The organism is uncultured Gimesia sp. (assembly GCF_963976445.1).
Lineage (GTDB): Bacteria > Planctomycetota > Planctomycetia > Planctomycetales > Planctomycetaceae > Gimesia.
This window is the reverse complement of record NZ_CAXBKP010000004.1, coordinates 79168-103088: the sequence shown is the minus strand read 5'-3', so window position 1 is coordinate 103088 and position 23921 is coordinate 79168. Positions and strand designations below refer to the sequence as shown.

18 protein-coding genes are annotated in these 23921 nt (G+C 50.2%); 10 read left to right on the top strand and 8 right to left on the bottom strand.

Annotation, left to right across the window (positions count from 1 at the left end; translation table 11 throughout):
• Window positions 1–67: 67 nt before the first annotated feature.
• From AAC022_RS06350 to AAC022_RS06340, 3 genes are all read right to left on the bottom strand, one after another.
• A complete protein-coding gene (locus tag AAC022_RS06350; RefSeq protein ID WP_339729142.1) occupies window positions 68–2500 on the bottom strand; it encodes a prolyl oligopeptidase family serine peptidase in 2433 nt (810 codons plus the stop codon).
• 197 nt (window positions 2501–2697) lie between these two features.
• The gene (locus tag AAC022_RS06345) at window positions 2698–4764 is read right to left on the bottom strand and encodes an FAD-dependent oxidoreductase (protein ID WP_339729141.1); all 2067 of its coding nucleotides are present in this window, start codon (window positions 4762–4764) and stop codon (window positions 2698–2700) included.
• Between the two features lie 151 nt (window positions 4765–4915).
• Entirely contained in the window at window positions 4916–5359 is a 444-nt protein-coding gene (locus AAC022_RS06340; RefSeq protein WP_339729140.1) for a hypothetical protein, read from the bottom strand.
• Window positions 5360–5627: 268 nt separating this feature from the next.
• Between AAC022_RS06340 and AAC022_RS06335 the strand changes: the two genes are divergently transcribed.
• The 4 genes from AAC022_RS06335 (at window position 5628) to AAC022_RS06320 (ending at window position 9468) form a co-directional block, all read left to right on the top strand.
• The gene (locus tag AAC022_RS06335) at window positions 5628–6338 is read left to right on the top strand and encodes a FadR/GntR family transcriptional regulator (protein ID WP_339729139.1); all 711 of its coding nucleotides are present in this window, start codon (window positions 5628–5630) and stop codon (window positions 6336–6338) included.
• 65 nt (window positions 6339–6403) lie between these two features.
• Entirely contained in the window at window positions 6404–7360 is a 957-nt protein-coding gene (locus AAC022_RS06330; protein ID WP_339729137.1) for a DUF1559 domain-containing protein, read from the top strand.
• 220 nt (window positions 7361–7580) lie between these two features.
• Window positions 7581–7871: a hypothetical protein gene (locus AAC022_RS06325; protein ID WP_339729135.1), complete on the top strand. Its 291-nt coding sequence runs from the start codon at window positions 7581–7583 to the stop codon at window positions 7869–7871.
• A 226-nt stretch (window positions 7872–8097) separates the two neighbouring features.
• A complete protein-coding gene (locus AAC022_RS06320; protein ID WP_339729133.1) occupies window positions 8098–9468 on the top strand; it encodes a DUF1501 domain-containing protein in 1371 nt (456 codons plus the stop codon).
• A gap of 511 nt (window positions 9469–9979) precedes the next feature.
• Here the strand turns inward: AAC022_RS06320 and AAC022_RS06315 are convergent.
• Together AAC022_RS06315 and AAC022_RS06310 are read right to left on the bottom strand one after the other, a co-directional pair.
• Window positions 9980–10399 (bottom strand): hypothetical protein, encoded by a 420-nt coding sequence (locus AAC022_RS06315; protein WP_339729131.1) that lies wholly within the window; start codon window positions 10397–10399, stop codon window positions 9980–9982.
• A 133-nt stretch (window positions 10400–10532) separates the two neighbouring features.
• Window positions 10533–11429 (bottom strand): dienelactone hydrolase family protein, encoded by an 897-nt coding sequence (locus tag AAC022_RS06310; RefSeq protein ID WP_339729129.1) that lies wholly within the window; start codon window positions 11427–11429, stop codon window positions 10533–10535.
• 232 nt (window positions 11430–11661) lie between these two features.
• On the opposite strand from AAC022_RS06310, the gene AAC022_RS06305 reads away from it, so the two are divergent.
• Window positions 11662–12375, top strand: coding sequence for a class I SAM-dependent methyltransferase (locus tag AAC022_RS06305; RefSeq protein WP_339729126.1), 714 nt, complete (start codon window positions 11662–11664; stop codon window positions 12373–12375).
• A 73-nt stretch (window positions 12376–12448) separates the two neighbouring features.
• Here AAC022_RS06305 and AAC022_RS06300 read toward each other — a convergent pair whose 3' ends face one another.
• Entirely contained in the window at window positions 12449–12967 is a 519-nt protein-coding gene (locus AAC022_RS06300; RefSeq protein ID WP_339729123.1) for a GNAT family N-acetyltransferase, read from the bottom strand.
• 442 nt (window positions 12968–13409) lie between these two features.
• On the opposite strand from AAC022_RS06300, the gene AAC022_RS06295 reads away from it, so the two are divergent.
• Both AAC022_RS06295 and AAC022_RS06290 read left to right on the top strand, forming a co-directional pair.
• Window positions 13410–14993 (top strand): arylsulfatase, encoded by a 1584-nt coding sequence (locus tag AAC022_RS06295; protein ID WP_339729120.1) that lies wholly within the window; start codon window positions 13410–13412, stop codon window positions 14991–14993.
• 104 nt (window positions 14994–15097) lie between these two features.
• The gene (locus AAC022_RS06290; protein ID WP_339729118.1) at window positions 15098–16078 is read left to right on the top strand and encodes an HAD family hydrolase; all 981 of its coding nucleotides are present in this window, start codon (window positions 15098–15100) and stop codon (window positions 16076–16078) included.
• 10 nt (window positions 16079–16088) lie between these two features.
• Here AAC022_RS06290 and AAC022_RS06285 read toward each other — a convergent pair whose 3' ends face one another.
• Window positions 16089–16349, bottom strand: coding sequence for a hypothetical protein (locus AAC022_RS06285; RefSeq protein ID WP_339729115.1), 261 nt, complete (start codon window positions 16347–16349; stop codon window positions 16089–16091).
• A gap of 72 nt (window positions 16350–16421) precedes the next feature.
• Between AAC022_RS06285 and AAC022_RS06280 the strand changes: the two genes are divergently transcribed.
• From AAC022_RS06280 to AAC022_RS06270, 3 genes are all read left to right on the top strand, one after another.
• Complete coding sequence (locus tag AAC022_RS06280) at window positions 16422–18056, top strand: arylsulfatase (RefSeq protein ID WP_339729113.1); 1635 nt, start codon at window positions 16422–16424, stop codon at window positions 18054–18056.
• 210 nt (window positions 18057–18266) lie between these two features.
• Complete coding sequence (locus tag AAC022_RS06275) at window positions 18267–19823, top strand: altronate dehydratase family protein (protein ID WP_339729110.1); 1557 nt, start codon at window positions 18267–18269, stop codon at window positions 19821–19823.
• Window positions 19824–20203: 380 nt separating this feature from the next.
• Window positions 20204–22024 (top strand): hypothetical protein, encoded by a 1821-nt coding sequence (locus AAC022_RS06270; protein ID WP_339729108.1) that lies wholly within the window; start codon window positions 20204–20206, stop codon window positions 22022–22024.
• A gap of 79 nt (window positions 22025–22103) precedes the next feature.
• On the opposite strand, the gene AAC022_RS06265 is transcribed toward AAC022_RS06270, so the two are convergent.
• On the bottom strand, window positions 22104–23804 hold the full coding sequence (locus tag AAC022_RS06265; RefSeq protein WP_339729106.1) for an arylsulfatase: 1701 nt from the start codon (window positions 23802–23804) through the stop codon (window positions 22104–22106).
• Window positions 23805–23921 lie beyond the last annotated feature (117 nt).

The window sequence follows — 23921 nt, the reverse complement described above, 5'->3', positions numbered from 1 at the left end:
TGAGTCCTGCTAAAGGAGTCAGATTCCCACCTCATGCAATCCTCAGTTTCTTACTTCCGGCTTGCTTTTAATCCACCCCAAGATGCGTTTTCAAGAAGTTCAGACGCTTCCGTGATGCCCACGGTGTTTCGGCGGAACCATGTCCCACTCCGGTTACCAATACAAACTCAAAGTCTTTATTGTGCTTGATTAATTGGTGAACCACTTGTGTGGTGCTGGCAGGGTCCACATTACGATCCAGTTCCCCCACGATCAGCATTAAATGGCCCTCAAGCAAATGGGCGTTTGCGGAATTGGAGTTGGTCACATAACTTTCGTCGACGGGCCAGCCCATCCACTGCTCATTCCACCAAATTTTGTCCATCCGGTTGTCATGACAGCCACAATCGGCAACCGCGACCTTATAAAAATCGTGATGCCAGAGCAAAGCCGCCATCGCGTTCTGGCCACCGGCGGAACCACCGTAGATTCCCACTCGGGAAAGATCCATCTGCGGATATTTTTCCGCCGCTGCTTTGATCCACTTAATCCGATCCTGAAACCCCGCATCGCGAAGATTTTTATAGCAAACATCATGAAATGCTTTTGATCTCCAGGCGGTTCCCATGCCATCGATCTGCACCACAATCATCCCAGCATCAGCAATTCGATGCTGGTGCCGATACCGGGTTCGAAATGCCTTAGGCACATGATGGTCATGAGGACCGGCATAGATATTTTCTACCACCGGATACGTTTTAGTCGGGTCGAACTCAAGAGGCCAATGAATGATCCCCCAGATGTCGGTCGTTCCATCGCGGCCTTTGGCAACGAACCGTTCCGTCATACGTCGCTTGCCGAATTTCATTACCGTATCATCATGGTGAAGTTCACAAATCAGTTCGCCAGATTGACTATCACGCAATTCGGCAACCGGGGCTAAGTCGACCCGAGAATAAGTATCGACAAAGAACTTATCTTTTTGTTCGAATTGAATCTGATGTGTGCCATCCCCTTCTGTAAGGACCTGGAACTGACTGCCATCAAAATTGACGCGGCAGAAGTGTTCGTGGTAAGGGTCTTGATTTTCGCGTACGCCGACTGCGTAGAACCAAATTTGCTTTGATTGAGGATCAATTTTTTCAATCCGTTTCACATTCCAGTCACCCGTTGTCACCTGATTTACAAGTTGACCGGTAGCGCGACTAAAACGATATAAATGGTTCCAGCCACTCCGTTCACTCGCCCAGAGAATTTCATCTTGCCCCAATGCTTCAAAGACAAGTTTACCGGGATTAGAATAATGAATGAAGGTCTCGCTGGATTCCTCAATGATCGGCTTTACTGCGCCATCAACGACCGAGACTTCTAACTCACGCACCATTTGATGCCCGCGTTGGTTGTAATGCAACCAGAAACGATCACCAGATTCTGACCAGCCGCGAAAGCGTAACGTCCAGGGATTTTCAAAAAGGTGATCAGATACCGGGATCTCCTTTTTGCTCGGCACAGCAAATAATCGCAAGGTCTGTTTGGGTAATTCATCACCGGGTTTTCGATATGCATGACTCAGAATCCGTGGTTGCAATTGATCGGCAGGCGAAGATTCGATGAGATGCACTTCGCGTTCCGCCACACTCTTTGTTTGAAATGCCAACAGATGTTTGGAGTCGGGAGACCATTGAACGCGTGGATTCCCCTGCTCTCTGAACTCAAACGTCTTGTCTGGAGTCCCATCTGAAGTAAGCTGCAGCTTCTGCTCGTCGTGGCGAATCCACAGATTATGACCCTGAACGAAAGCCGTCCATTTCCCGTCAGGTGAAGTCGATTTGTTTTGCTTCTCTGCTCGTGTTCGCCGTGGAGTATCTCGACGCAGTTTTTTAAGCGTCCCTGGATCGAGATCCAAAACATCATTGCCTCTGCAGATGAAGCACCCCAGATCACCACCCGACTTATTACGGAGCAACCATGCGTGTCCGATGAAAGTATGTTGTTCATATTTCTGATCGACGTCGATGCTGCCGTAGTATCGTTTCTCACCAGAGGGACTGACCCAATAAGCATCGATCGGCTCCTTCAGTCGATTGTGAATCATAATTGAAGTTGATTCCCCACCCCCTTTGCTGTTGCGAGCCGGTAGAAACAACCGCCGTTCTTTGGCGATCGTATCCTCGTTCTCAGAGGCAATCAATTCATATGCAGGTAATTTCAGGAGCCATGTGGCACCACGAATCTTCAACAGGAATTGTTGCTGAATCTCGGTGAATCCGATCTGTTCGACAGCGATGTTTTCAGCCGACACCTGCTCTTGAAGAACTTTTGACACTGCTTCAGCAAGCCGATGCTTGTCGAAGACCGGCGTGCATTGGCGCGTCTGAACATTCGCAACGAAGTAGTCCTTGTCGATTCGAAACCAACATCGATTGGCATCTTGGGCCCAATTCAGCTTAATGGGCTGTGCGTCAACTTGATGCAGAATTGAAAAGATCAGCAAACAGGTAAGCAGAGTGCATCGTATCATCGCTTTGACTCGATCTTAGTTCCAAAGAATTGATCATTTCCCGTCGTCTTCCCTGCACGAGATTAATTCTGCGCGAGATTAATCAGGGGGCGCATACAAAAGGAAAAAGAGAACAGACCTTCTAATATATAATCTGCGTCCTACTTGTGTCCACACTTCACATCAAGAAGCACCCGATCGCTTACTTCAGATTCAATTCAGGGGACCGGCAGGAGTTGAATTGCATCCAGAATCACAAATCCGTTGGTACCTGCATTCGTAACGGTAATGGTCGTCTCTATATCCCCTGTCAGGTAGACCGTATCGATGGGTCGAAAGTGTTTCCCCTGTGGCATCGGTCTGGTTTGGTCGACAGTAAACGTGTTTTTATTGGTTCCGCAGGAAACGGTCAAAGGTACATTTTTTCCCCGGGTTTCATGTGCCGAGTAAGCCATCAAAATCTGATATCGCCCCGCCTTAAGTGCCTTGAAACGAAAGGTGGCAGACGCGTTACCGTCGCCTTTTTTCTCGTCATGAATATAGTCAGTCCCAATGTAGGGTTTGAAATTGGTAGAACGGGCCCAGTCACCAGAAAGCTTGGCGCTGCTGTTATCCAATACAATACCCGGCAGCGTCTTCACTGCGATCGACTTGACCGTCTGTGGTTCGGGAACGACGACAGGTAACTCAAGCACCTGACCTTGTGCCAGTAGCCGCTTGCGGAGCTGAGGATACGATAGTTCCTGCACGGGCAACATTTCTTGCACAGACATTGCGGCTGCGATGCCGGCACTCTGGCCGAGAATCATCCAGGTCGGCTCTACCCGGATGGAAGAAATCCCAACGTGTGTGCAAGACAGCGCGACCGGAACAAGTAAGTTGGTACATTCGTCAGGGCGAGGCAGAATCGAGCGATACGGAATGTGATAAGCATAACCTTGCTTGGGATTGGATCTCCTCACGGGAAAGATTGTCCCTTCATTAATGACGCTTCCCCCTTTTAACGCAACACGCTGGCAATCATGGGAATCAATCGGAAAGGAAGAGATCACAATCGGATCGTTCTTTTTTGGATGATCGAGAATATCCTTCTGACTAAGCACATACATGCCCCGCATCCGTCTTCCCTCGCGAACATACAGTGCAGGTGAAAAGTGTCCGTATTCAGGAAACTCGTCCTGACACAGTCCCAGCCGGGCATACTTGTTTCGGATTGTTTCGGGCACAGCCGGGTCTGTCGTGAGGAAGTGGTAAAATTCCAGCGTGTATTGCTTGTGTGCTTCCCAGATCGCAGCTCGCCCTGCTGCGTCGGCTTCGCTCCAACCATTGCAGGCACCAACCAGACCCAGCGAGAATTGCCCGCCGATGGAATTATTGCCATCAAGCTTCCCGCCAGGCAGCGGATAGAGATCCCAACCCACACGGCCTCCGGCTTTCACATAGCGTCGCACCACTTCGAAACGGGCAGGATCATAGTTCGCGGGCTGGGGAAAGGGCACGCGGTTCTCAGGATCTTCGGTCAGACAGAGTCGAAAGCTGTAGACCATCACGTTGGAATCACCGTCCTCTTCCGGGCCGGCATCGGTGGTTGTAATAAAAGGCAGTGGCTTGCCGTCATCGTCGAAACCATCAATGCCCATTGTTTTCTTGGGGTAACGTTTTCCTGCCAGCGACTCACCATATTCGGCCTTCCCTTCTCTGCCAATCACCCAGCTGACTCCCGCCGCCGCCATCAGGTCACCTTCATACGTCGCATCGATAAATACCTTCGCAGAGAATGTACCATCGCTGGTGACCAGTTCTGTAATCCGCGTGCCTTCTTTCTTAACCGACTGCAGGTAACATTTCGTCAGCACCTTGACTTTCGCTTCCTGCAACATTTCCCGAGTCACTCGCATTGCCACATGCGGCTCGTAGGTCCACTTTGACTGGTCCTTCACACGAACTTGATAAGGCAGCTTCACTCCCCGATCCGCATAGTCTTTCTCGATGCGTCGGTGCCATTCGTCGAACAATCCCATCATCGTACTGCGAACGGTTTGATTGGAATCACTGAAGCTCAGTCCCCCGGTATTCAGTCCGCCGACATGATCGGTCGGTTCGAGCAGAATGACTGAGGCACCTTCTCTCGCCGCGGCAATCGCAGCACAAAAACCGCCGGGCGTCGCGCCATACACAACAATGTCGGCGCGGGTCACTTCCCGGTTGTCTGGTTGCTGGGCGAAAAGGCACGTTGGTAGCATCAGAAACAGAGAGGCGAGCGCGTGGACTAGTTGTTTCTTCATGGCAAATCGTCTTTGAATTTTCTAAAAGTTTACACAAGTCAAATACCGTCAGTAGAATAGATGACTATACGCTCTTTTTGACTGCTTCACCAGTCGACAGAAACACGCCCCCTTTTTTACGTCTTTTCCCGTGGTCACACAAATCCGATGACTACTTGTTGGTCCAACGCATCCATTCCCATTTTTTCCCCGGATGATGTGAGTGTTTCTCGGGAAAGATCAGCGTTTTTGTTTGACCATCCTCACTGAATTCGATTTCCCACGTGACCGAGTCCGTCTTATCAATTCTGCGTAGTTGGCCAAGAAAACTACCAACGCTAGAAACGCCTTGAAAACGAAGCGGTTCCCAGTACTCAATTGTCAGTCTGTGGTCATCGATGAACCATGTCCCTTTGAAGTCCCCAGTCGCTGTTGAAAAACGGTGGTCGGAATGAAAAATGCGATTAATCCCCCTGACATCATGTGCCCACTCACCAACGAGTCGCGCTTCCAGCGGAGACAACTGGCGTTGCCTGTATCCGCAAAAAACAATACCGGTAAAAAGCAGAATGGCAGCAATACAAACAGTTTTCCGCGATCGAAGTCTTCGAGCCATGGGGCAATTCCTCAAGTTCAAATACAGGTATAAGTATGAGACCCCGTTTCGACTTCTGATTGTTCGATTAATCTAAGCCCTGCAGTTGTTTTCTAAAGAACGCGATGGTCCGTTCCCAGGCCAGCTTTGCTGACACTTTGCCCACCAAATCACATAGAAAGCCAGTGATTCACATAATGTCAGGTAAAATGTTTGACAGACCAGAGACCGATTGGTAAGGTGGTCTTACCAATCAACTGGTAAGACCAATTTAAGGTGGACTTCAATCATGGAACTGGAAGAAGTAAAACGTCATACCCTGGTCGAGAAAGTCTCAGACCAACTTGCGAAAAGCATACGCAGCGGTTTCACCTTTACGGGAGGGGTACTGCCATCGGAACGCCAACTGGCTACTAAGTTTGGCGTCAGTCGACCGGTCGTTCGAGAAGCGACGAAACTGCTGGAGTTCCAGGGGCTCGTTGAAATCCGCCAGGGTTTGGGAATCCGCGTTGTCAATCGGCTTTATGCCCCTTTAAGTGCGGCGGCAAAACTATTGTTACCTGATGATACCGAACGCCTACGTCAAACATTGGACGTACGTATGGTATTGGAACCGAAGATTGCGGAGCGGGCTGCAGTGCGCGCGAATGAAGAAGGCATTGCCCGCTTGCACGCGATTCAAAGCACTTTGGAAAAAGCATCTTCGCTCGAAGAGGCTATGGAAGCCGACATCGCCTTTCATAGTGAACTGGCCCGGATTTCAGGAAATGAAATTTTCGGCATCATGCTCGATTCCATCGCCGACTTAGGACGTGACAGTCGTCGCGCCACAATGACTCAGGTTGGCTTCGATCGCGCATTTCAACAGCATGCCGTCGTCTTGAAGGCGATCGAGCACGGCGACGCCCGTGCCGCAGAGAACGCGATGCAGATTCATATCCAGTCAGCGGTGAGTGACCTGCTGGCCCATTTTGAAACAGGCGACGGTTCAAAACCATAATCGACAATCAAGATACATTTTATATTAATACTGCCCTATTCCACTATTTTTAAAGGGGAAGAGACGTGAAATGGAATCGCTCATCCAAACATGGTTTTACACTCATTGAGTTACTGGTCGTGATTGCCATTATTGCAATCTTAATTGCGCTGCTACTCCCCGCGGTGCAGCAAGCACGCGAAGCAGCGCGACGAAGTACGTGTAAGAACAACCTGAAACAATTGGGACTGGCACTGCATAACTACCATGAAACGCATCGTGTCTTTCCCCCCGGCATGATGAACACAATCGCGAACTGGCCCGAAGATGGGAGCCTGGGAGCATCGGCCCGCGGTGGTTGGTTCGCCTTGGTTTTGCCTTTCATCGATCAAGCTCCTTTGTACAACACCTGGGCTTCGGAACAGTCAGCGGGAACGGCAAACCTGTTTTTTTCCTTACGTACCACGCCTGTCTCTGCATTTATGTGTCCCTCGGATCCTGAAGCAGGAAAGATCACGACCAATGGTTTCGCGGGTAACTATTTGCTGAGTGGCGGCGGGTTTGCCTGGGGACTGAGAGGAACCATCACAGACGTGAATGGTAAGAAACCGACGGGAATGTTTTACACACGTTCGAAGGTCCGGATGCGCGACGTGACTGATGGCACTTCAAGTACGATCATGGCAAGTGAAATCAATCTGGTGAATGATACGGACGGGACCGTCGGTTCTGGCTGCGGCTCACGCGACATGCGTGGTCTGTATTGGAACTACGTCCACATGGGATCATTGATCGTCACCGCACGTCCTCCCAACTCTCCTGCGGGCGATGTCATGAGCTGGGGCGGCAGAACCACACCCCATGCGCCTATAGCCAGTTGTTCCAATGATTATACCATTGTGATTCCGCGTAGTCGGCATACAGGAGGCGTGCACGTGTCGCTCGCAGATGGTGCCGTTCGATTTGTTTCCAGCAATATCGACACCAGTCTCTTCCAGAATCTCGGTACAATTGGCGGAGGCGAAGTGATCAGCGACTTCTAACAGACACGATGGTTGAACGATACCTTCGACCGCGCATTGCCAGTGAAGCGTCTGCGATCAGTATCTTGCTTTGTTGAGCCTATTTTCGTTTAAGGACTGGATGATGGACTTCTTGCGTATCTGCCTTGTACTCATCGGAGTGGCGTGCCTCTCGTCGGGATGTTCGAATTCTGATAACAAAGACGCCCCTGTTCTCTACGATGTCACAGGAGAGGTTTTCGTGAATGGAAAACCTCTCACGAATGGGTCCATCACACTGGAGCCCGCCGATGGAAAAGGAGGCGTCTACGGCGAGCAGATTCAAGCCGGACATTTTTTGATTAAAGCCTCTGCCGGCGAAAAACGCGTGAGTATTACTGCCAGCCGCCCCTCAAACGAATTAGGACCTGACGGGAAACCAATGGACGAGCAGTTCATACCCGCGCAATACAACGCAAAAACAAAACTGACAACGAAGGTTAGCCCGAATCAGAAAAATGTTTTCGAGTTCAAGATCGAAATGGATCAATGAGAATCAGTAAGACGATGTTGCCAGACAATCAGCCTGGCTGTTTACTGCCATTGGGTAATTGCAGTTGATTATTCAAAATACAGAGAGTCGTTTTTAGATAGTTACCGTTCATTACCATGAACCGCAGAGGAAAGTTCGTTTTTCGACTCGCCTCTGAGATGCTGGTAATGTTAAGATATATTCACAGTTGTTCTATTCGAGACATTCGATGAGCAGGAGATCGATAATGAATGAGAGTTCGTCTGAGAGTCGATTCTCGCGCCGGGAGTTACTGCGCGTTGGTGGCTTGGGATCAGTCGGAATTTCACTGCCTCAACTGCTGGCGTCACGCGCCTTGAGCGCAGAGAATGTGATCAGTGGTCTGGCGCCGAAAGCAGATGCCTGTATCATCCTGTTTCTGAATGGTGGCCCCAGTCATCTTGATATGTGGGACATGAAACCCGGGAGCCCAGTCGAGATTCGCGGGGAGTTCACCCCCATCGCCTCGTCGCTCAAGGGAGTGAGTGTCTGCGAACATCTGCCGCGGATGGCCCAACAGATGCACCGCGCAACGTTGATACGGTCCATGAATCATAGTGTGAATAATTCACACGCTGCAGCTGTCTACGCGGCACTCACAGGACATGATCGCGGCGAACAGGGAGGCGGCGCCAAACCAGATGACCATCCTTCACCGGGTTCCGTGCTCGCAAAGCTGCGACCTACGCCCTCCGGTTCGCTCCCTTATATTACACTTCCCTATAAAACCAAAGAGGGTGCCGGCGGTCCGCTGCAACCCGGTTTTCTGGCTGGGTTCATGGGCGCGACCTACGATCCGTTTTGGGTTCTTGACGATCCGAACACGCCTAACTTTCACGTTCGCAATCTGGCGTTGCCAGACGGACTGCCATTAGATCGAATGCATGCACGCCGCAGTTTGCTAGCGTCGCTCGATCGAGGTTTAGGGGCAGAGACCAATCGGTCATTAGGCTCGATGGACGATTTCCAGAGCCAGGCATTTGATCTCTTAACGTCCAATCGGGCACAGCGTGCTTTCAAGCTAGATGAAGAACCAGCGAGTGTGCGAGACAGCTATGGGAGAAACATCTACGGACAAAGCGTGTTGTTGGCGCGTCGGTTGATCGAAGCGAAGACGCGGATGGTAACCATGTCCTGGGCCCCCGATGCCAACGCAACATGGGACACGCACGGCCAGAATTTCAAGAAGCTGAAAACCAATTTACTGCCCCAATTTGATGCCGCCTGCAGCAGTTTGATTGATGATCTTGCCCAACGTGGCCTATTGGAGCGAACTCTGGTCGCCGTACTGGGCGATTTTGGTCGCTCCCCGAAAATCAATAACAACGCCGGACGCGACCACTGGAATTCCTGTTATTCGATCATGCTGCTCGGCGGTGGTGCCAAAGCCGGTCTGGTTTACGGCGCGAGTGACCGCTCGGGTGCGGTGCCCACCCACAGTCCGGTCACTCCCGGCGATATCGTCGCGACCATCTATCAATTACTGGGTGTCAGCCACGATCACATGCTATACGACACACTCAATCGCCCGCATACAGTCGTTCCCGAAGCCCGCATTATTCACGAGCTACTCACCTGACAGGATCTTAAAAAAAGGTCAGGAAAACGGAATCGGTTGTAGATCGCCAAACTCGTCGGCTTGGCTCCTCTGGTTCAAGACAGCGGCAAGTCTAAAGGGCAGAGAGGAACATATGCCGGCAGAAGTCATATACGACGCATGCTTTACATAGCGACCTTAGTGGCAACCCGCTGGAACAGTCGCATCAAAGCATTTTATCTCTCTTTATCGGAAAGCGGCATACCGAAGAAGCTGGCCATCAGAGCCTGCATGAGAAAGTTTCTCACGACCCTGAACTCGATGATGAAAAACAATCAGACGTGGAATCAAATCTCGCTTTACTTCTTGACCTTTTTCAACACAGCCACTACCCCCTTAAAAACCACCCTCTTATGCCGGTCGCGGTTGCTGGCACATCGGGCATCATTGTCGAACCGTGCCCTAAAAAGTAGGGAGAAATCAATGAAAACAAGAAATCCCCACTTTTGAACACTGAAACTAAAAATCGCTTTTATACATACGACTAATGGAATCAACGGGAGAAGATCACGATAAATGTAATTACTGTTGCAAAAATGCCAGCTGCGAGAGCAATTTTTTCAAATGTTTTAGGTGGATATTTTTTTTTAAAAAACAAACCAAGTCCGAACCCGAGAAACGCTGCAAAGATCATTATAAAGAATGGATAGCTATCTAACCAATTGCCACCAGAAATAACTGGGTGCACCGCCTGTGCTATAAAAGCCCCCAACAAACCGAACATCATCGAATACTGTAGGCAGGTGGAGTAATCGAATTTATTTTGTAAACGAAAAGCGATTCGCAAGCCTAAAAAAGACCAAACAACAATAGTACAAAAATAGAAAGTGAGATCACCAGGAAGGAAAGTTCCCGCGACCATTCCTGAAAGTACGATAAGCAATACTACCGAATCTATGATGTGGTTTCTCATCTTCAATACGCAATCTTTGGTCAAATATTTAATCTTCGCTTCACCAAAACATAAGGGGGCAGCGACTCTTTTTCCAGTCGTGGGGCGGGTGATTATAACTAAAGTGGGGTAGACCTCGATTTTGTATGCTGGCTTAATCCTGATCAGCAAGCTGCTTTTTGAAAAACGCGATCGTTCGTTTCCAGGCCAGTTTGGCAGAGGGATCGTCGTAACGGGGAGTCGTGTCGTTGTGGAAGCCGTGATTGGCGCCTTCGTATACGTAAGCCTCGAAGGGTTTATTGTTCTTCTTCAACGCCTGTTCCAACTGAGGGGCGCCGGCCATGATGCGTTTATCGAGCGACGCATTGTGAATCTGTAATGGCGCTTTCAGCTTCGGTATTTCTGACAGAGTCGGCTGGCGACCGTAGTACGGAACCCCCGCATCGATCACATCGGGAATCTGCAGTGCGAGTTGATACACCATACCGCCACCAAAACAGAATCCAACCACTCCTACTTTCCCCGTTGATCGTTCATTCGTTTTGAGCCATTTCGCCCCGGCAATGAAGTCCTGCATCATTTTCTCACGATCCCGTTTTCGCTGCATCACGCGACCGTCATCATCATTCCCGGGATAACCTCCCAAAGGAGTCAAGGCATCAGGAGCCAGCGCCAGAAACCCTTCCGTAGCCAGCCGCCGTGTGACGTCTTCAATGTAGGGATTCAATCCTCGATTTTCGTGAATGACCAGGACGGCCGGAAACTTATTCCCCTTAGCAGGATAAGCCAGCAGCCCCTGCATCTTGCCGGCACCGTCGGGTGAGTTGTAGGTCACTCTCTCGGTTTTAATCCGGGGATCATCGGCTTTGACCTGTTCCGCCCAGGCATAATTAGGAGCGAGACTGGACAGCAGCGATTCCACTGTAAGTCCTCCCACAGCAAACGCACCGAGACGTTTCATATAATCCCGCCGATTCAGTCGCCCGTGAGCATAGTCGTCATACAGATCCAAAACTTCCTGGTCGAATTGTGAAGCTGGCTTACGATCCATTTTGCAGACTCTCTCTTATATAAGGTAAACACGACTTGGTTTCAGACAAACTGTCAGAGTTCATGATATCGACTGCATTACAGAATTGAAAAGTTTTTCCACGAAAAAGGTTTCTACTAATGACATGCCGGGGTTGAATTGACAGACCATCTCAGATCAATTACGTTTAAAACAAATTGAAAAAGACGACTCGATCTCCCTGCTTCTCGACTTAATATTTGAGGAAATTCCGATGCGAATTCTGTTGTTTGCCCTGATGACTGCCATTGCATTGCACGTCTCCCCTGTTTTGGGGCAGGAAGCCGCTCCTGCTGCGCCCCTTAAAAGTGTGAAGCCGGGAATCAATCAGAAATTTCTCGATCCCAAGCTGGATGTGGATGAATGGATTAAGCGGTTCGAAGTCGAAAGTCGCGAAGTCTTTCGCGGCCGAAACCAGATCGTCAAGCAGCTGAAACTTGCTCCTGGTGACCGCATCGCTGACATCGGCGCGGGAACAGGTCTGTTTCTCGAACCATTTTCGATGGCGGTCGGCAAAAAAGGCTGGGTGTATTCGCTGGATATTGTCCCCAAGTTTGTGGAACGTTATGAAAAAATGGCAGACATCCTGAATCTGACCAATGTTACGCCGGTCCTCTGCGGCCAGAACGACATCCGTCTTCCTCCCGGTTCCATCGATGCCGCCTTCATTTGTGATGTTTATCACCATTTCGAATACCCGGCCGCATCACTGGCTTCGATTCACAAAGCAATGGTTCCGGAAGGCCAGTTGATCTTGATCGATTTCGAACGCATCCCCGGCACATCCCGCGAATGGACGCTCGGTCATGTCCGTGCGGGGAAAGAAGTCTTTCGGAAAGAGGTGGAAGAGGCCGGCTTCGAATTTGTGGAAGAAGTAAAGATCCCCGCTTTTCAGGAAAACTACTTCCTGCGTTTTAAACGGAAGTAGGTCTGTAGAGGATAAGAGACTAGCCTTACCACGAAAGTACCTGATACGAATCGTACCCGCTCATCCTTATGGCTTACCGAGGAAAATTCGCGGCACGAATCCGGTACAGCCAGCTTTCCATTCCCGACGGATCTTTTCGGCTGCCATCATGGACGCCGCCGATCTTTTCAACGGCTCGTTGTGAACGCCAATTTTCAGGGCCGATCAGAAATACGACTGAATCAACATAGCGAAACGCATGCTGCAGCATCAACCGTTTCATCTCGCCGTTATACAGACCACCCCAGTGTGAACGGGCCAGAAAAGTCCAGCCGATCTCAACCTCAGAAGCAGCCTCGTTATAGCCGTGGTAACGTGAAGAGCCAATCACACCGTTCGTATTGTTATCAACGGCAATCAACGCGCCACCCGAATCCAGGGCATCCTGAAAGAATTTCTGAAACACAGTCGCTTCGTACCGATCAGATGCCGGATGCTGTTCCCAGATCAACGGATCAGACGCGACGGCATACAGATCGTTATAATCTTCTATCTGCAGCGGACGGAGCTGAAGCAGGTCACCGGTAAGCGTGGGTTGCGCGTCAAATGTCATCTTTACGTTTGCCTTAAAAACACGAGACCTGATCCTCATAAGACTTCTTTTTTAATGATCACATCTCTATTCAGCTCTGACGTCCTGTCGAGTTTATAGCAAGCGAAAGATTCATCAGCAATCACTGCTATCAGGTTCATTCCAGAATTTCATCAATGCCAATATGAGATAAATAGATATTGCATTATGGAAGCATCGTTAAGAATTTCCCAAGCTTCCATATCAAGAAGAATTCAATCTTCACCCATTATTCTTTGGAAATCGCAAAGGCCATCGGTTAGAGTTCATAACAAGAGTGCAGCGCAATTCATTTATTTTTATTTTCACTACTTTCAATTTATACATCTCTGGCTAAAAAGTCTTTGGAACAGTTTTCTTTTCTGAATTCAGATACTTCAGGCGTCCTGTTCGTCCAAAACACTCGGTATATGAGGAACCTCACATGAAATTCTGCACGCTCAAGCGATCTCTCTGGATCGTGTTCGTCACACTACTCCATTTACCGACTTTGTCTTCCGCCGAAGAGCAGAAACCTAATATTCTCGTCATCTGGGGCGATGATATCGGCACCTGGAATATCAGCCACAATAATCGTGGCATGATGGGCTATCAAACTCCCAATATTGACCGGATCGCCCGCGAAGGAGTTTCCTTTACCGACTACTACGGCCAGCAAAGCTGTACCGCAGGACGTGCCGCGTTTATTGGAGGTAACGTTCCTGTACGCACCGGAATGACGAAAGTTGGCTTGCCCGGCGCCAAAGAAGGTTGGCAGAAAACCGACGTCACGATGGCGACCATTCTGAAGAGCAACGGTTATGCCACGGGTCAGTTTGGGAAAAACCATCAGGGAGACCGCGACGAACATCTGCCGACTGCCCATGGCTTCGATGAGTTCCTGGGCAACCTCTATCACTTGAATGCGGAAGAAGAACCCGAGCATGAAGACTATCCCGGCGACATGGTGTTACCGAATGGAAAAACATTCAAAGAACAGTATGGCCCACGCGGGGTGATCCATTCCTGGGCAAAGGAAGATGGCACACAGCAAGTTCAAGACACCGGTCCGCTTACGAAAAAACGCATGGAAACCATTGATGACGAAACGGTCGCCGCTGCCAAAAAGTTCATCAAAGAACAGAACGCAGCTGGCGAGCCCTTCTTCTGCTGGTGGAACGGAACTCGGATGCACTTTCGGACTCATTTAAAAAAAGAACATCGCGGGCTGAGTGGCACCAGCGGCGATGTATATCATGACGGTATGGTCGAGCACGACTTGCACGTCGGTGAACTCCTGAAATTACTGGATGAACTGGGGATCGCCGACAACACGATCGTGCTTTACTCCACCGATAACGGCCCGCACTTCAACACCTGGCCCGATGCTGCAACGACACCGTTCCGTAACGAAAAGAATTCCAACTGGGAAGGCGCTTATCGTGTCCCAGCGTTTGTACGCTGGCCCAAACATTTCCCCGCTGGCAAAACACTAAATGGGATTGTGTCACACGAAGACTGGCTGCCGACATTCGCTGCCGCCGCCGGCGACACCACAATTAAAGACAAACTGAAAAAAGGAGTCGAGCTCAACGGCCGGAAGTATCGCAACTATATCGATGGCCATAATCAACTGGATTATCTCGCTGGAAAAACGAAAGAGCCGCCGCGCAAAAAATTCATGTACGTGAACGACGACGGTCAGATCGTTGCCATCCGGGCGGGAGACTGGAAAGCTGTCTTCCTGGAAAACCGGGGTATGGCATTCGAAGTTTGGCGCGAGCCTTTTATTGAGTTGCGCGTACCACTGTTGTTCCACCTCCGCCGCGACCCCTTTGAAAAAGCACAACACAATGCGACAACATACAACGACTGGTTCATCGATCGAGTGTACGTCATCGTGCCGATGCAGCAAATTGCGGCGAATTTCCTGAAATCAATGCAGGAATATCCTCCCAGCCAGAGCCCCGGTTCCTTTAATCTGGAAAAAATCAAAAAGACGATCGAAAACGCCGCCAGCGGGCGGTAGTCTAAACGCTTCGTTACGAACAACAACGACTGGCTTACGTTATCGAAGCCAGTCGTTCTTTTAAATCTCTGACAACACAGTAAATTCGTTTCCGAGAAAGTTTCATGAGATACACGCTCGTATTATTCATTCTGTTTTCGATCAATGTAACTTCCGCCGCCGATCCACTTCCGTCCTGGAATGCCGGTCCCGCGAAAGATGCGATCATCAACTATGTCAAGTGCGCCACCAATGATGGCTGCCCGCTATACGTGCTGCCGAAAGAGCGGATCGCGGTCTTTGACAACGACGGCACACTCTGGTCTGAGCAACCCGCTTACTTTCAGTTGCTGTTTGCCCTCGATCGGGTCAAAGCGCTGGCAGATCAGCATCCGGAATGGAAAACCGAGCAACCGTTCAAAGCAGTCCTGGAAAATGATTACCAAACCATCGCTGCTTCCGGAAAAGCCGGATTACTCAAAATCATGGCGGTCACTCACAGCGGGATGACGACCGACGAATTCGCAGACACCGTTCGCAATTGGATCAAAACCGCCCGGCACCCTGAGAAAAAAGTCCCCTACACAAAGTTAGTCTATCAGCCGATGTTGGAAGTGATGAACTTCTTGCGCGCCAACGGCTTCAAAACCTATATCGTCTCCGGCGGAGGCGTCGACTTCTTGCGGGTCTGGGCGGAAGACGTTTATGGTATTCCCCCCGAACAGGTCATCGGCAGCAGTATCAAAGTGAAATTCGAAGAGCGTGACGGCAAGCCCGTAATTGTCCGACTGGCAGAGATCGACTTCATAGACGACAAAGAGGGCAAACCGGTTGGCATTCATCGTTTTATCGGCCGCGCGCCGGTCATCGCGTTCGGCAACTCCGACGGCGATCTTCCAATGCTGCAATGGACCGACCGCAGAGAAAATACCCTCCAAGTGATTGTCCATCACACCGACGCCCAACGGGAATACGCCTACGATCGAAACTCACACATCGGACGGCTCGATAAAGCATTAGATGAAGGACAAGAAAAAGGCTGGACCGTGATCGACATGCAGCGCGACTGGAAACGCATCTATCCTGCACCTGCGTCAGATGACTAACCTGTCTGTTCTAGTCACTCGGCCTGCTCGAAAACTCGAACCAGCGCCGCGTTCCTTTCGTCTTCACTCCCACAGCCAGAGAATCGCCTGACCTACTGAAAACCAGATCGACCAGTTCTCCCCGTGGCAGAGGTTCATCCAGAACGATATTCCAGGTGCGAGTATCGTAGATCTCCAGGTGCCCGTCATTTCTGGCCACTACCAGGAGTGGCTCACAGGGATGAAACTCGGCAAAAACCGACGGGGCTTTATCACCGAAAGTTGACGCCACTACAATTCCCCACGACAATAGACAGACTGTTCCCGATTCTTCGCGCTACAATTCAGGAGAACAAACTTCAGCATGGTTCACTCAACACGCCGCCACCTGTTCTACAAACTGTTCATCCTGCTGCTTTTGGTCAGTGCCACGCTCACGCTGCCTTTCGCAAAGAGAGCCGACGCTGCTCCGAATGAGCGTCCCAACATCGTGCTGATCATGGCCGATGACCTCGGCTTTTCTGATCTGGGCTGTTACGGCTCGGAAATCAAAACGCCGCATCTCGACCAGTTAGCGAAAGATGGTCTGCGGTTCTCCCAGTTTTATAATGCGGGCCGCTGCTGTCCCACCCGGGCCTCGCTCATGACGGGCCTCTACCCGCATCAGTCAGGTATGGGCTGGATGAACCGCAATGACAATCTGCCCGGCTACCAGGGTGAACTCAATCAGCACTGCGTCAGCATCCCAGAAGTTCTTTCCTCAGCCGACTACCGCTGTTACCACGTCGGCAAATGGCATCTGACCTATCGCATGCGCGAAGCCAACGAAAACTGGCCCCTCGGTCGCGGCTTTCATCGCGCTTATGGCACCGGAGGAGGCGGCAACTATTTCGCCCCTCGTCCGCTCTATGAAGACAATCAACTGATCAAACCACCAAAAGAAAATTATTACATCACCGACGCCTTCAGCCAGAGAGCCGTCGATTATCTGAAAGATCATGCGCAACAGACTAACGAAAAACCTTTCTTCCTTTATCTGGCTTACACCGCGCCCCACTTTCCACTCCATGCCCTGCCCACTGATATCGCCGCTTATCGAGGCCGTTACCGTACCGGCTGGGATGAACTCAGAAAACAACGCCATCAGAAGATGACCGAACTCGGTCTGATTAATAGTCCCCTCTCTCCCCGCGATCCCGATGCCAAAGCATGGGACTCACTTTCCAAAGCGGAACAGGAAGAATGGGAACTGCGCATGGCCGTTTACGCCGCCATGGTCACCAGTATGGATCGCGGCATCGGTCAGGTCCTCGCCCAGATCGAGCAAATGGGCGACACGGAAAACACACTCGTCTTCTTTCTCTCTGACAACGGCGCCAGTGCCGAATATATTGATCGTGGCCATCACCCCGGCGCCATCACCGGCACACGTGAATCGTTCCGCTGTGCCGAAGTCGGTTGGGCCAACGCCAGCAATACGCCATTCCGCTTCCATAAAATGTGGATGCACGAAGGGGGCATTTCCACTCCGCTGATTGTCCGCTGGCCTGCACAAATTCAACAGACCGGCGGCTGGACGAAACAAACCGGTCACGTGATTGACTTAATGGCGACCTGCGTTGACGTTTCAAAAGCCGACTACCCGGCAGTCAAACAAAACCAGCCGATCATTCCTATTAAAGGCAAAAGTCTCCGTACCACCTTCCGTAATCCAGAGAAAACAGAAGATCGCACGCTGTACTGGGAACACGAAGGCAACAAAGCAATTCATCAGGGGAACTGGAAACTAGTCAAACAGCACAAACAGGGCTGGGAACTCTACGACTTGAATCAGGATCGCAGCGAATTAAACAATCTGGCGAAACAGCACCCCAAACGTGTCGCGTCGCTGGAGGAAGTCTGGAGCGTCTGGGCAGAGCGCGTCGGCGTTGTCCCCTGGGATCAACTCCCCCCACCCGGCTATCGGAAAAAGGGCCCCAGCTTCTACCGCAAGAAGTAAACTGCTTCTCTGTAGAACGGTTCCGGTATCGAAACCCGAAGCAAACAGACCAGATAAAACCGGTGCAAAACGTCCGATCCCTTGATTCTGGACTAAGAAATCGGGATATTCTAGTTATTGTGACCTGCCGGTCTTTTATTGACAGGTTTTGAATCACCGCTGTCCCCGCGATGTCCTTCTGCCCCCTTATTAATAGAACGTCAATTCCCCATGTCATCCGTTGCCTCTTCGCCGCTGTTAAAACTGCACCCGGAAGATAATATTGCCATCGCCCGTAACTCGGTGGCGGAAAACCAGGAGTGTCCCATTTCGGACAACGAAAGCGTGACGGCCCGGGAAGACATCGATCTGGGGCACAAAGTCGCCATTCAGCAGATTGCCAAGGGAGAACCAATCCGTAAGTTCGGTCAGGTCATCGGTTTTGCGACGTCCGACATGCAGCCCGGAGACTGGATTCACAGCCACAACCTGGAAGCAGGGGAACTGAGCCTGGATTACGCCTATTCTAGTAATGTACCTGCTGATCCAGAACCGATTGAAGGTCGGACCTTTATGGGTTACCGCCGTCCCAACGGCAAAGCGGGCACGCGGAACTATCTGGCGATCATCAGCACAGTCAACTGTTCGGCGACGGCATCAAAATACGTTGCCCGGGAATTGGCCAAGACATCACTGGCAGACTACCCAAATATTGATGGCATCATTCCACTAGTCCACAAGGGTGGTTGTGCCATGCAGTATGATGGGGAAGACCATCATCAGCTAATGCGAACACTAGGTGGGTTTGCCAAACATCCCAATATCGGCGCGTATGTCGTTCTGGGTCTGGGATGTGAGACGGGGCAAGGTTCATTCCTCTCCGATTCCGAAGGGCTGGTTCAGTTACAGAATCTCAACACACCCAAGCCCCAGGAACCACTGGTGCTCAACATCCAAGACATGGGGGGGATAGCTAAGACAGTCAAAAAGGTCACTGCACTTTTAAAAGACTATTTACCCATTGTGAATGACGTGAAGCGTGAGCCAATTCCAGTTTCCGAACTGATTCTGGGCACCGAATGCGGCGGCAGTGATGGAAACAGTGGTGTGACCGCCAATCCCGCGCTGGGCATTGCCAGCGATCTACTCGTCGCGCATGGCGCCACATCGATCCTGGGAGAAACCTCGGAGATCTATGGCGGCGAACATCTTCTTACCCGTCGTGCGATTACTCCTGAAGTGGGCAAGAAACTGATCGAACGCATTAAATGGTGGGAAGAATACACGGGCAAATTTGGTGTCGTGATCGACAACAATCCCTCTCCAGGCAATAAACGTGGAGGTTTAACCACGATTTATGAAAAATCGTTGGGTGCCATCGCCAAAGGAGGCAGCACCGCCTTACGCGAAGTCTATCGCTTTGCTGAACCAGTGACCGAAAAAGGCTTTGTCATTATGGACACGCCCGGTTACGACCCTGCTTCCGTCACTGGAATGGTCGCCGGTGGCGCCAATGTTGTCGCTTTCACCACAGGCCGAGGCAGTTGCTTCGGATGTAAACCGGTCCCCAGTATCAAAATCTCGACCAATACCCCCATGTATGAGCGGATGGAAGATGACATGGATCTGGACGCCGGCCGCATTTTGAACGGGACCTCAGTGGAAGAAGTCGGACGGGAAATCTTTGAACTGGTCATTGAAGTCGCCAGTGGTAAGAAAACCAAAAGTGAAGCCCAGGGTATCGGTGACGAAGAATTCTGCCCCTGGAGCATCGGCCCGGTTCTATAAATCGTTTGATTTCTTTGTTCTAACGCCTGTGAGAGCCTCGCCTGGCTCGCATTTTACGCAGAAAAAGTAAAACTGCCTCTAACAGAATCACCTATCTACTTAATATAATGTCACTTACATCCTGTAGATCGTTTTAACCAGGCGGAGACGGTTTGCGAGTTTTGTAAATCACCGCCCAAAAACATAGACGCACGACCACATAAACACACACTCAATACAACCGTTAGATCTATTGAAACAGGAAAATTCGGCATCTTCCGAATAATCGCTACAGTTTACCAGAAGCGATGTCCGATATAACCAGCAACAGACTCCGCGCAATTCCGTATTAGATCGCGCGGATTGTTATCAAAGTTTCCGCTGTTTGTAAGGACGTATAGATGCGGCTTCTTAATTGGCTAGCACCGGTATTGAGTATCGTTCTGATCTCACACGCATATTCCACAGTACATGCGCAGGGATACCCCTCCCCACCTTCGATGCCGCAGTCTGGAATGATACAACCTGTATCTTATAATTCCTCAAGTCTGCCGGGAGTTTTTCAGAACGCACAAACCATGGGTGCCCCTCCACCACCTGATTTCTTTCAGGCGGCAACGGGCGGGTATGGAGCACCAGGTATGCCTGGAATTCCGATGAACGCAGGGCCGCAATCTTCACTGAGTGCGTTCCCTCGAATATCTCCCTTCGAAAAGATGTTTCAACAACATCGGGTCGGCGATAACGGCTTATGGTCCTACAAGTCCAGCAACGCTGGCAAAAAGTACTTCTTCAGTGCGGAAGCACTCTTTGCCCGCTACCAGAATCCTGGTGGTGCCCTGCTTGGAAATAGTAGTTCCATCTCCTATCTGGATATGGTTGAAGACCAACTGATTGATGCAACCGATGATGAAGTCTTTGATCAATTCAGTGAAAACGAAGGTTTAAACTATTTTGATGCAGTCCACTTCAACAAGGTACCCAGCCTGGATGCACCTGGTACTCGTCTACGTTGGGGATGGATGAACGACGACGATAGCGGATTTGAATTCACCGGCTGGTGGATTTCTCAGGCGAATTCATCATGGTCTGCCATTGAGAATTCGACCCACAAACCCAATCCAGCAAACCAAGCGATCATGGACATCCTGCTGTCCCCTCCGAGCTTTATTGATCCATTAGGTAATGGGACGTTTACTTCAATTCCTGGTATTACCCAGACAGAAATCAATACCATTCTGCAAAACGAATTGATGAACCTTGCCGGTCTCCCTCTTGATGACGGCACAGTAAATGGAGTCACGGTTCCTTATGACTTGGATTTCAGAATTAAATCTGTCAGTCAAGCCTGGGGTACTAATGCCACCTGGATGTCAACTCCGCTTGTGGACAAGAAAGCATTGAAGATTCGGACTCTGGCAGGTGCCAGATATATGAAGGTCCGAGAAGGATTCGGATTCGTAGGTGTCGACAGTGGCTTACTCTATAGCGATGCTAACAATGCCGCCAGTATTCTCCCTGACTTAAAACTGTTCTCACTGCCCACCGGTAGTGATGAAAACGAAGACGGAATTGTTGACAATGCAGGTGTAGTCGAAGATGAAGGTGCGGGTGGCGGTACTGACACCGCATTCTTTATTGCTCCTACCGATGCCGTTACTGATATTCCAATCATTCCCACAACCACCTATATCAACAACAAGGTCGATACCCATCTGGCTGGACCTGAATTTGGTATTCAGTATGACATCGGTGGTGACAAATTTAAGATCTGGGGACAGACCAAAGTGGGTATCATGGCCAATCAGGAAACAATTGAACTGGAAGGTGACAACGTTGGAATGATCACCCGCGTCGAAGACCCAAATAACCCCACGTCTGATCGTCCTAAAGCGTTAATCGACCCGACCGCGGGCAACCCAAATCCAAATGCCTTCAGCGACCGCCAGACACACACCCACATTTCACCATTGTTTGAACAATCCATCTTTATGGAAATGTCTATCTTCGACAAAGTTCCGGTACTGAAACGTATGAAAATCCTTGAGGAAGCAAAATTCAAGTTTGGTTATACTTATATTGTCGCTGGAGAAATCGCTCGACCTTATGACAGTATTCTCTGGCAAGGGATGCCCACTAGAGGTTTATTCCCTTCCATCAACGTGAAACGTGAATCCTGGAGTGTCGGAAGCTGGAGTATCGGTATCGACTGGCTCTATTAAACTCGAAATCAAATCACATTCATGCATCCAAACGACCTGGAATCTCTTCCAGGTCGTTTTTTTTGCAAACCAATCACCTCTATTTAATCTGCTTCAGAGTCACATCTCCCAGGGTACTGTTGTTCGCGGGATAAACGCGATCTTCACCGTCCACCTGAAACCAGATATCGAGCATCCCCGTGCCGGCCGACAGTTCAAACTCGGCAGAGACTTCATTCGCTTGTAAATATTCATGAGTCTGCTGACCTCGCCAGTTCACAAACAGCTTACCCGGCTTCTGCATCGCGTTTCTGTGAATCTGAACCTGATATAACCCCGCGTTCTTGATCTGCACCATCCAGCCTTGAGAGACTCCTTGAAAATAGCTGCCATCCTGGTAGCGGCAGAGCACGCTGGGATCTTCTTTTTCTTTATCAACAATAATGGTTCCTGGTGTGAAGTTGCGAGTCTTCTGCACTTCGGTAAACCAGTCCTCGTATTGCTGGCGGAGTGCTACTGCCGTTTCTGGTTTACTCTGCATCAGGTTTGTTGCTTCACCCGGATCGATCGATACATCGTACAATTCCAAAACCGGCTCGGCCTGTTGCATCAGGTTTTCATCACCAAACGTCCCCGGATAGCCAACCAGTTTATAACGCTGTGTCACTACGGCGGTATTTTGATATCGCTGTGGCCTCAACCCCCGGTGAACCTGAAAGAACAGGCTGCGTTCGGGTAATTTCGTTTTTTTCTTCGACAGGAGCGCAGTAAGATCGATCCCATCCAGCGCCAGAGATGCAGGCCGCGGCGTCTTTGTCAGTGAGAGCAGGGTCGGCAACAGATCAATGTGCGCAGCGATTTGATCACTCTTGGAACCACCTTGAAAGTGTCCTGGCCATTGCGCAACAAAGGGAACACGAATTCCCCCTTCATAAACCCAGGACTTTCTGCCTCGCAGACCATCCGTAAATCGTTTTTGCTGTGGGCCGTTATCTCCTAGAAATATCACAATCGTGTTGTTTAACAGATCTTGTTTTTTCAACCAGACCATCAGTTTCCCAACGTTCTCATCCAAATTCTGCACCATTCCATAAACGCGAGCCGTCGTTTCATTCAGTCCCATTTTCTGATACGGCTCCCAGTACGAACGGTCAATTTCCAGAGGGGTGTGCGGCGCGTTAGTCGGCAAATAAACAAAGAACGGTTGCTGCTCCTGTTTTTGCTGCTCCATAAATTCGATCGCTGCCTGGAAAAACACGTCAGTACAATAACCGTCTGCCTGAATCCGTTTGCCATTCTTCCACAGTCGGGAATCAAAATAACTGTTTGGCTGATCCGGACTCTGGCCGATGCCACCACCCTTATGAATCAACGTTTCCTCGAACCCCTGATCTTCAGGCCGCATCGGATAATTATCACCCAGATGCCATTTCCCAAAGATGCCTGTTTTGTATCCCGCCTGTTTTAATAATTCTGCCAGGGTAATTTCATTTCCCTGCATCTTCGCGCCGCCACGCGAAGTATGAACCACGCCGGTGCGATAGAAATAGCGCCCCGTCATCAGACTGGCCCGGGTTGGCGCACACACCGGACTACAATAAAACCGAGTGAGTTCGATGCCGTCTTTCGCCATGCGATCAAGGTTTGGTGTCTTGAGCTGCTTATTCCCATGAAAACCAACATCGCCATACCCCTGATCGTCGGTCAGAATCAGAATCACATTCGGTCGCTCCGATTCCTCACCTGCCCCCCAGACGGAGTAAGCGTTCGTCAGAGAGAGTAGCATTCCCAGTATCAGCATGAGGAATCTGGATTTCGAATTCAATAGAAACATCAACAGTGCCTTTCATCAGTGTAAGACAGTTTTTCGTCAATCAACGAGTTTGAATTCTTATTTCCAGTGCAGTGAAACCGACGA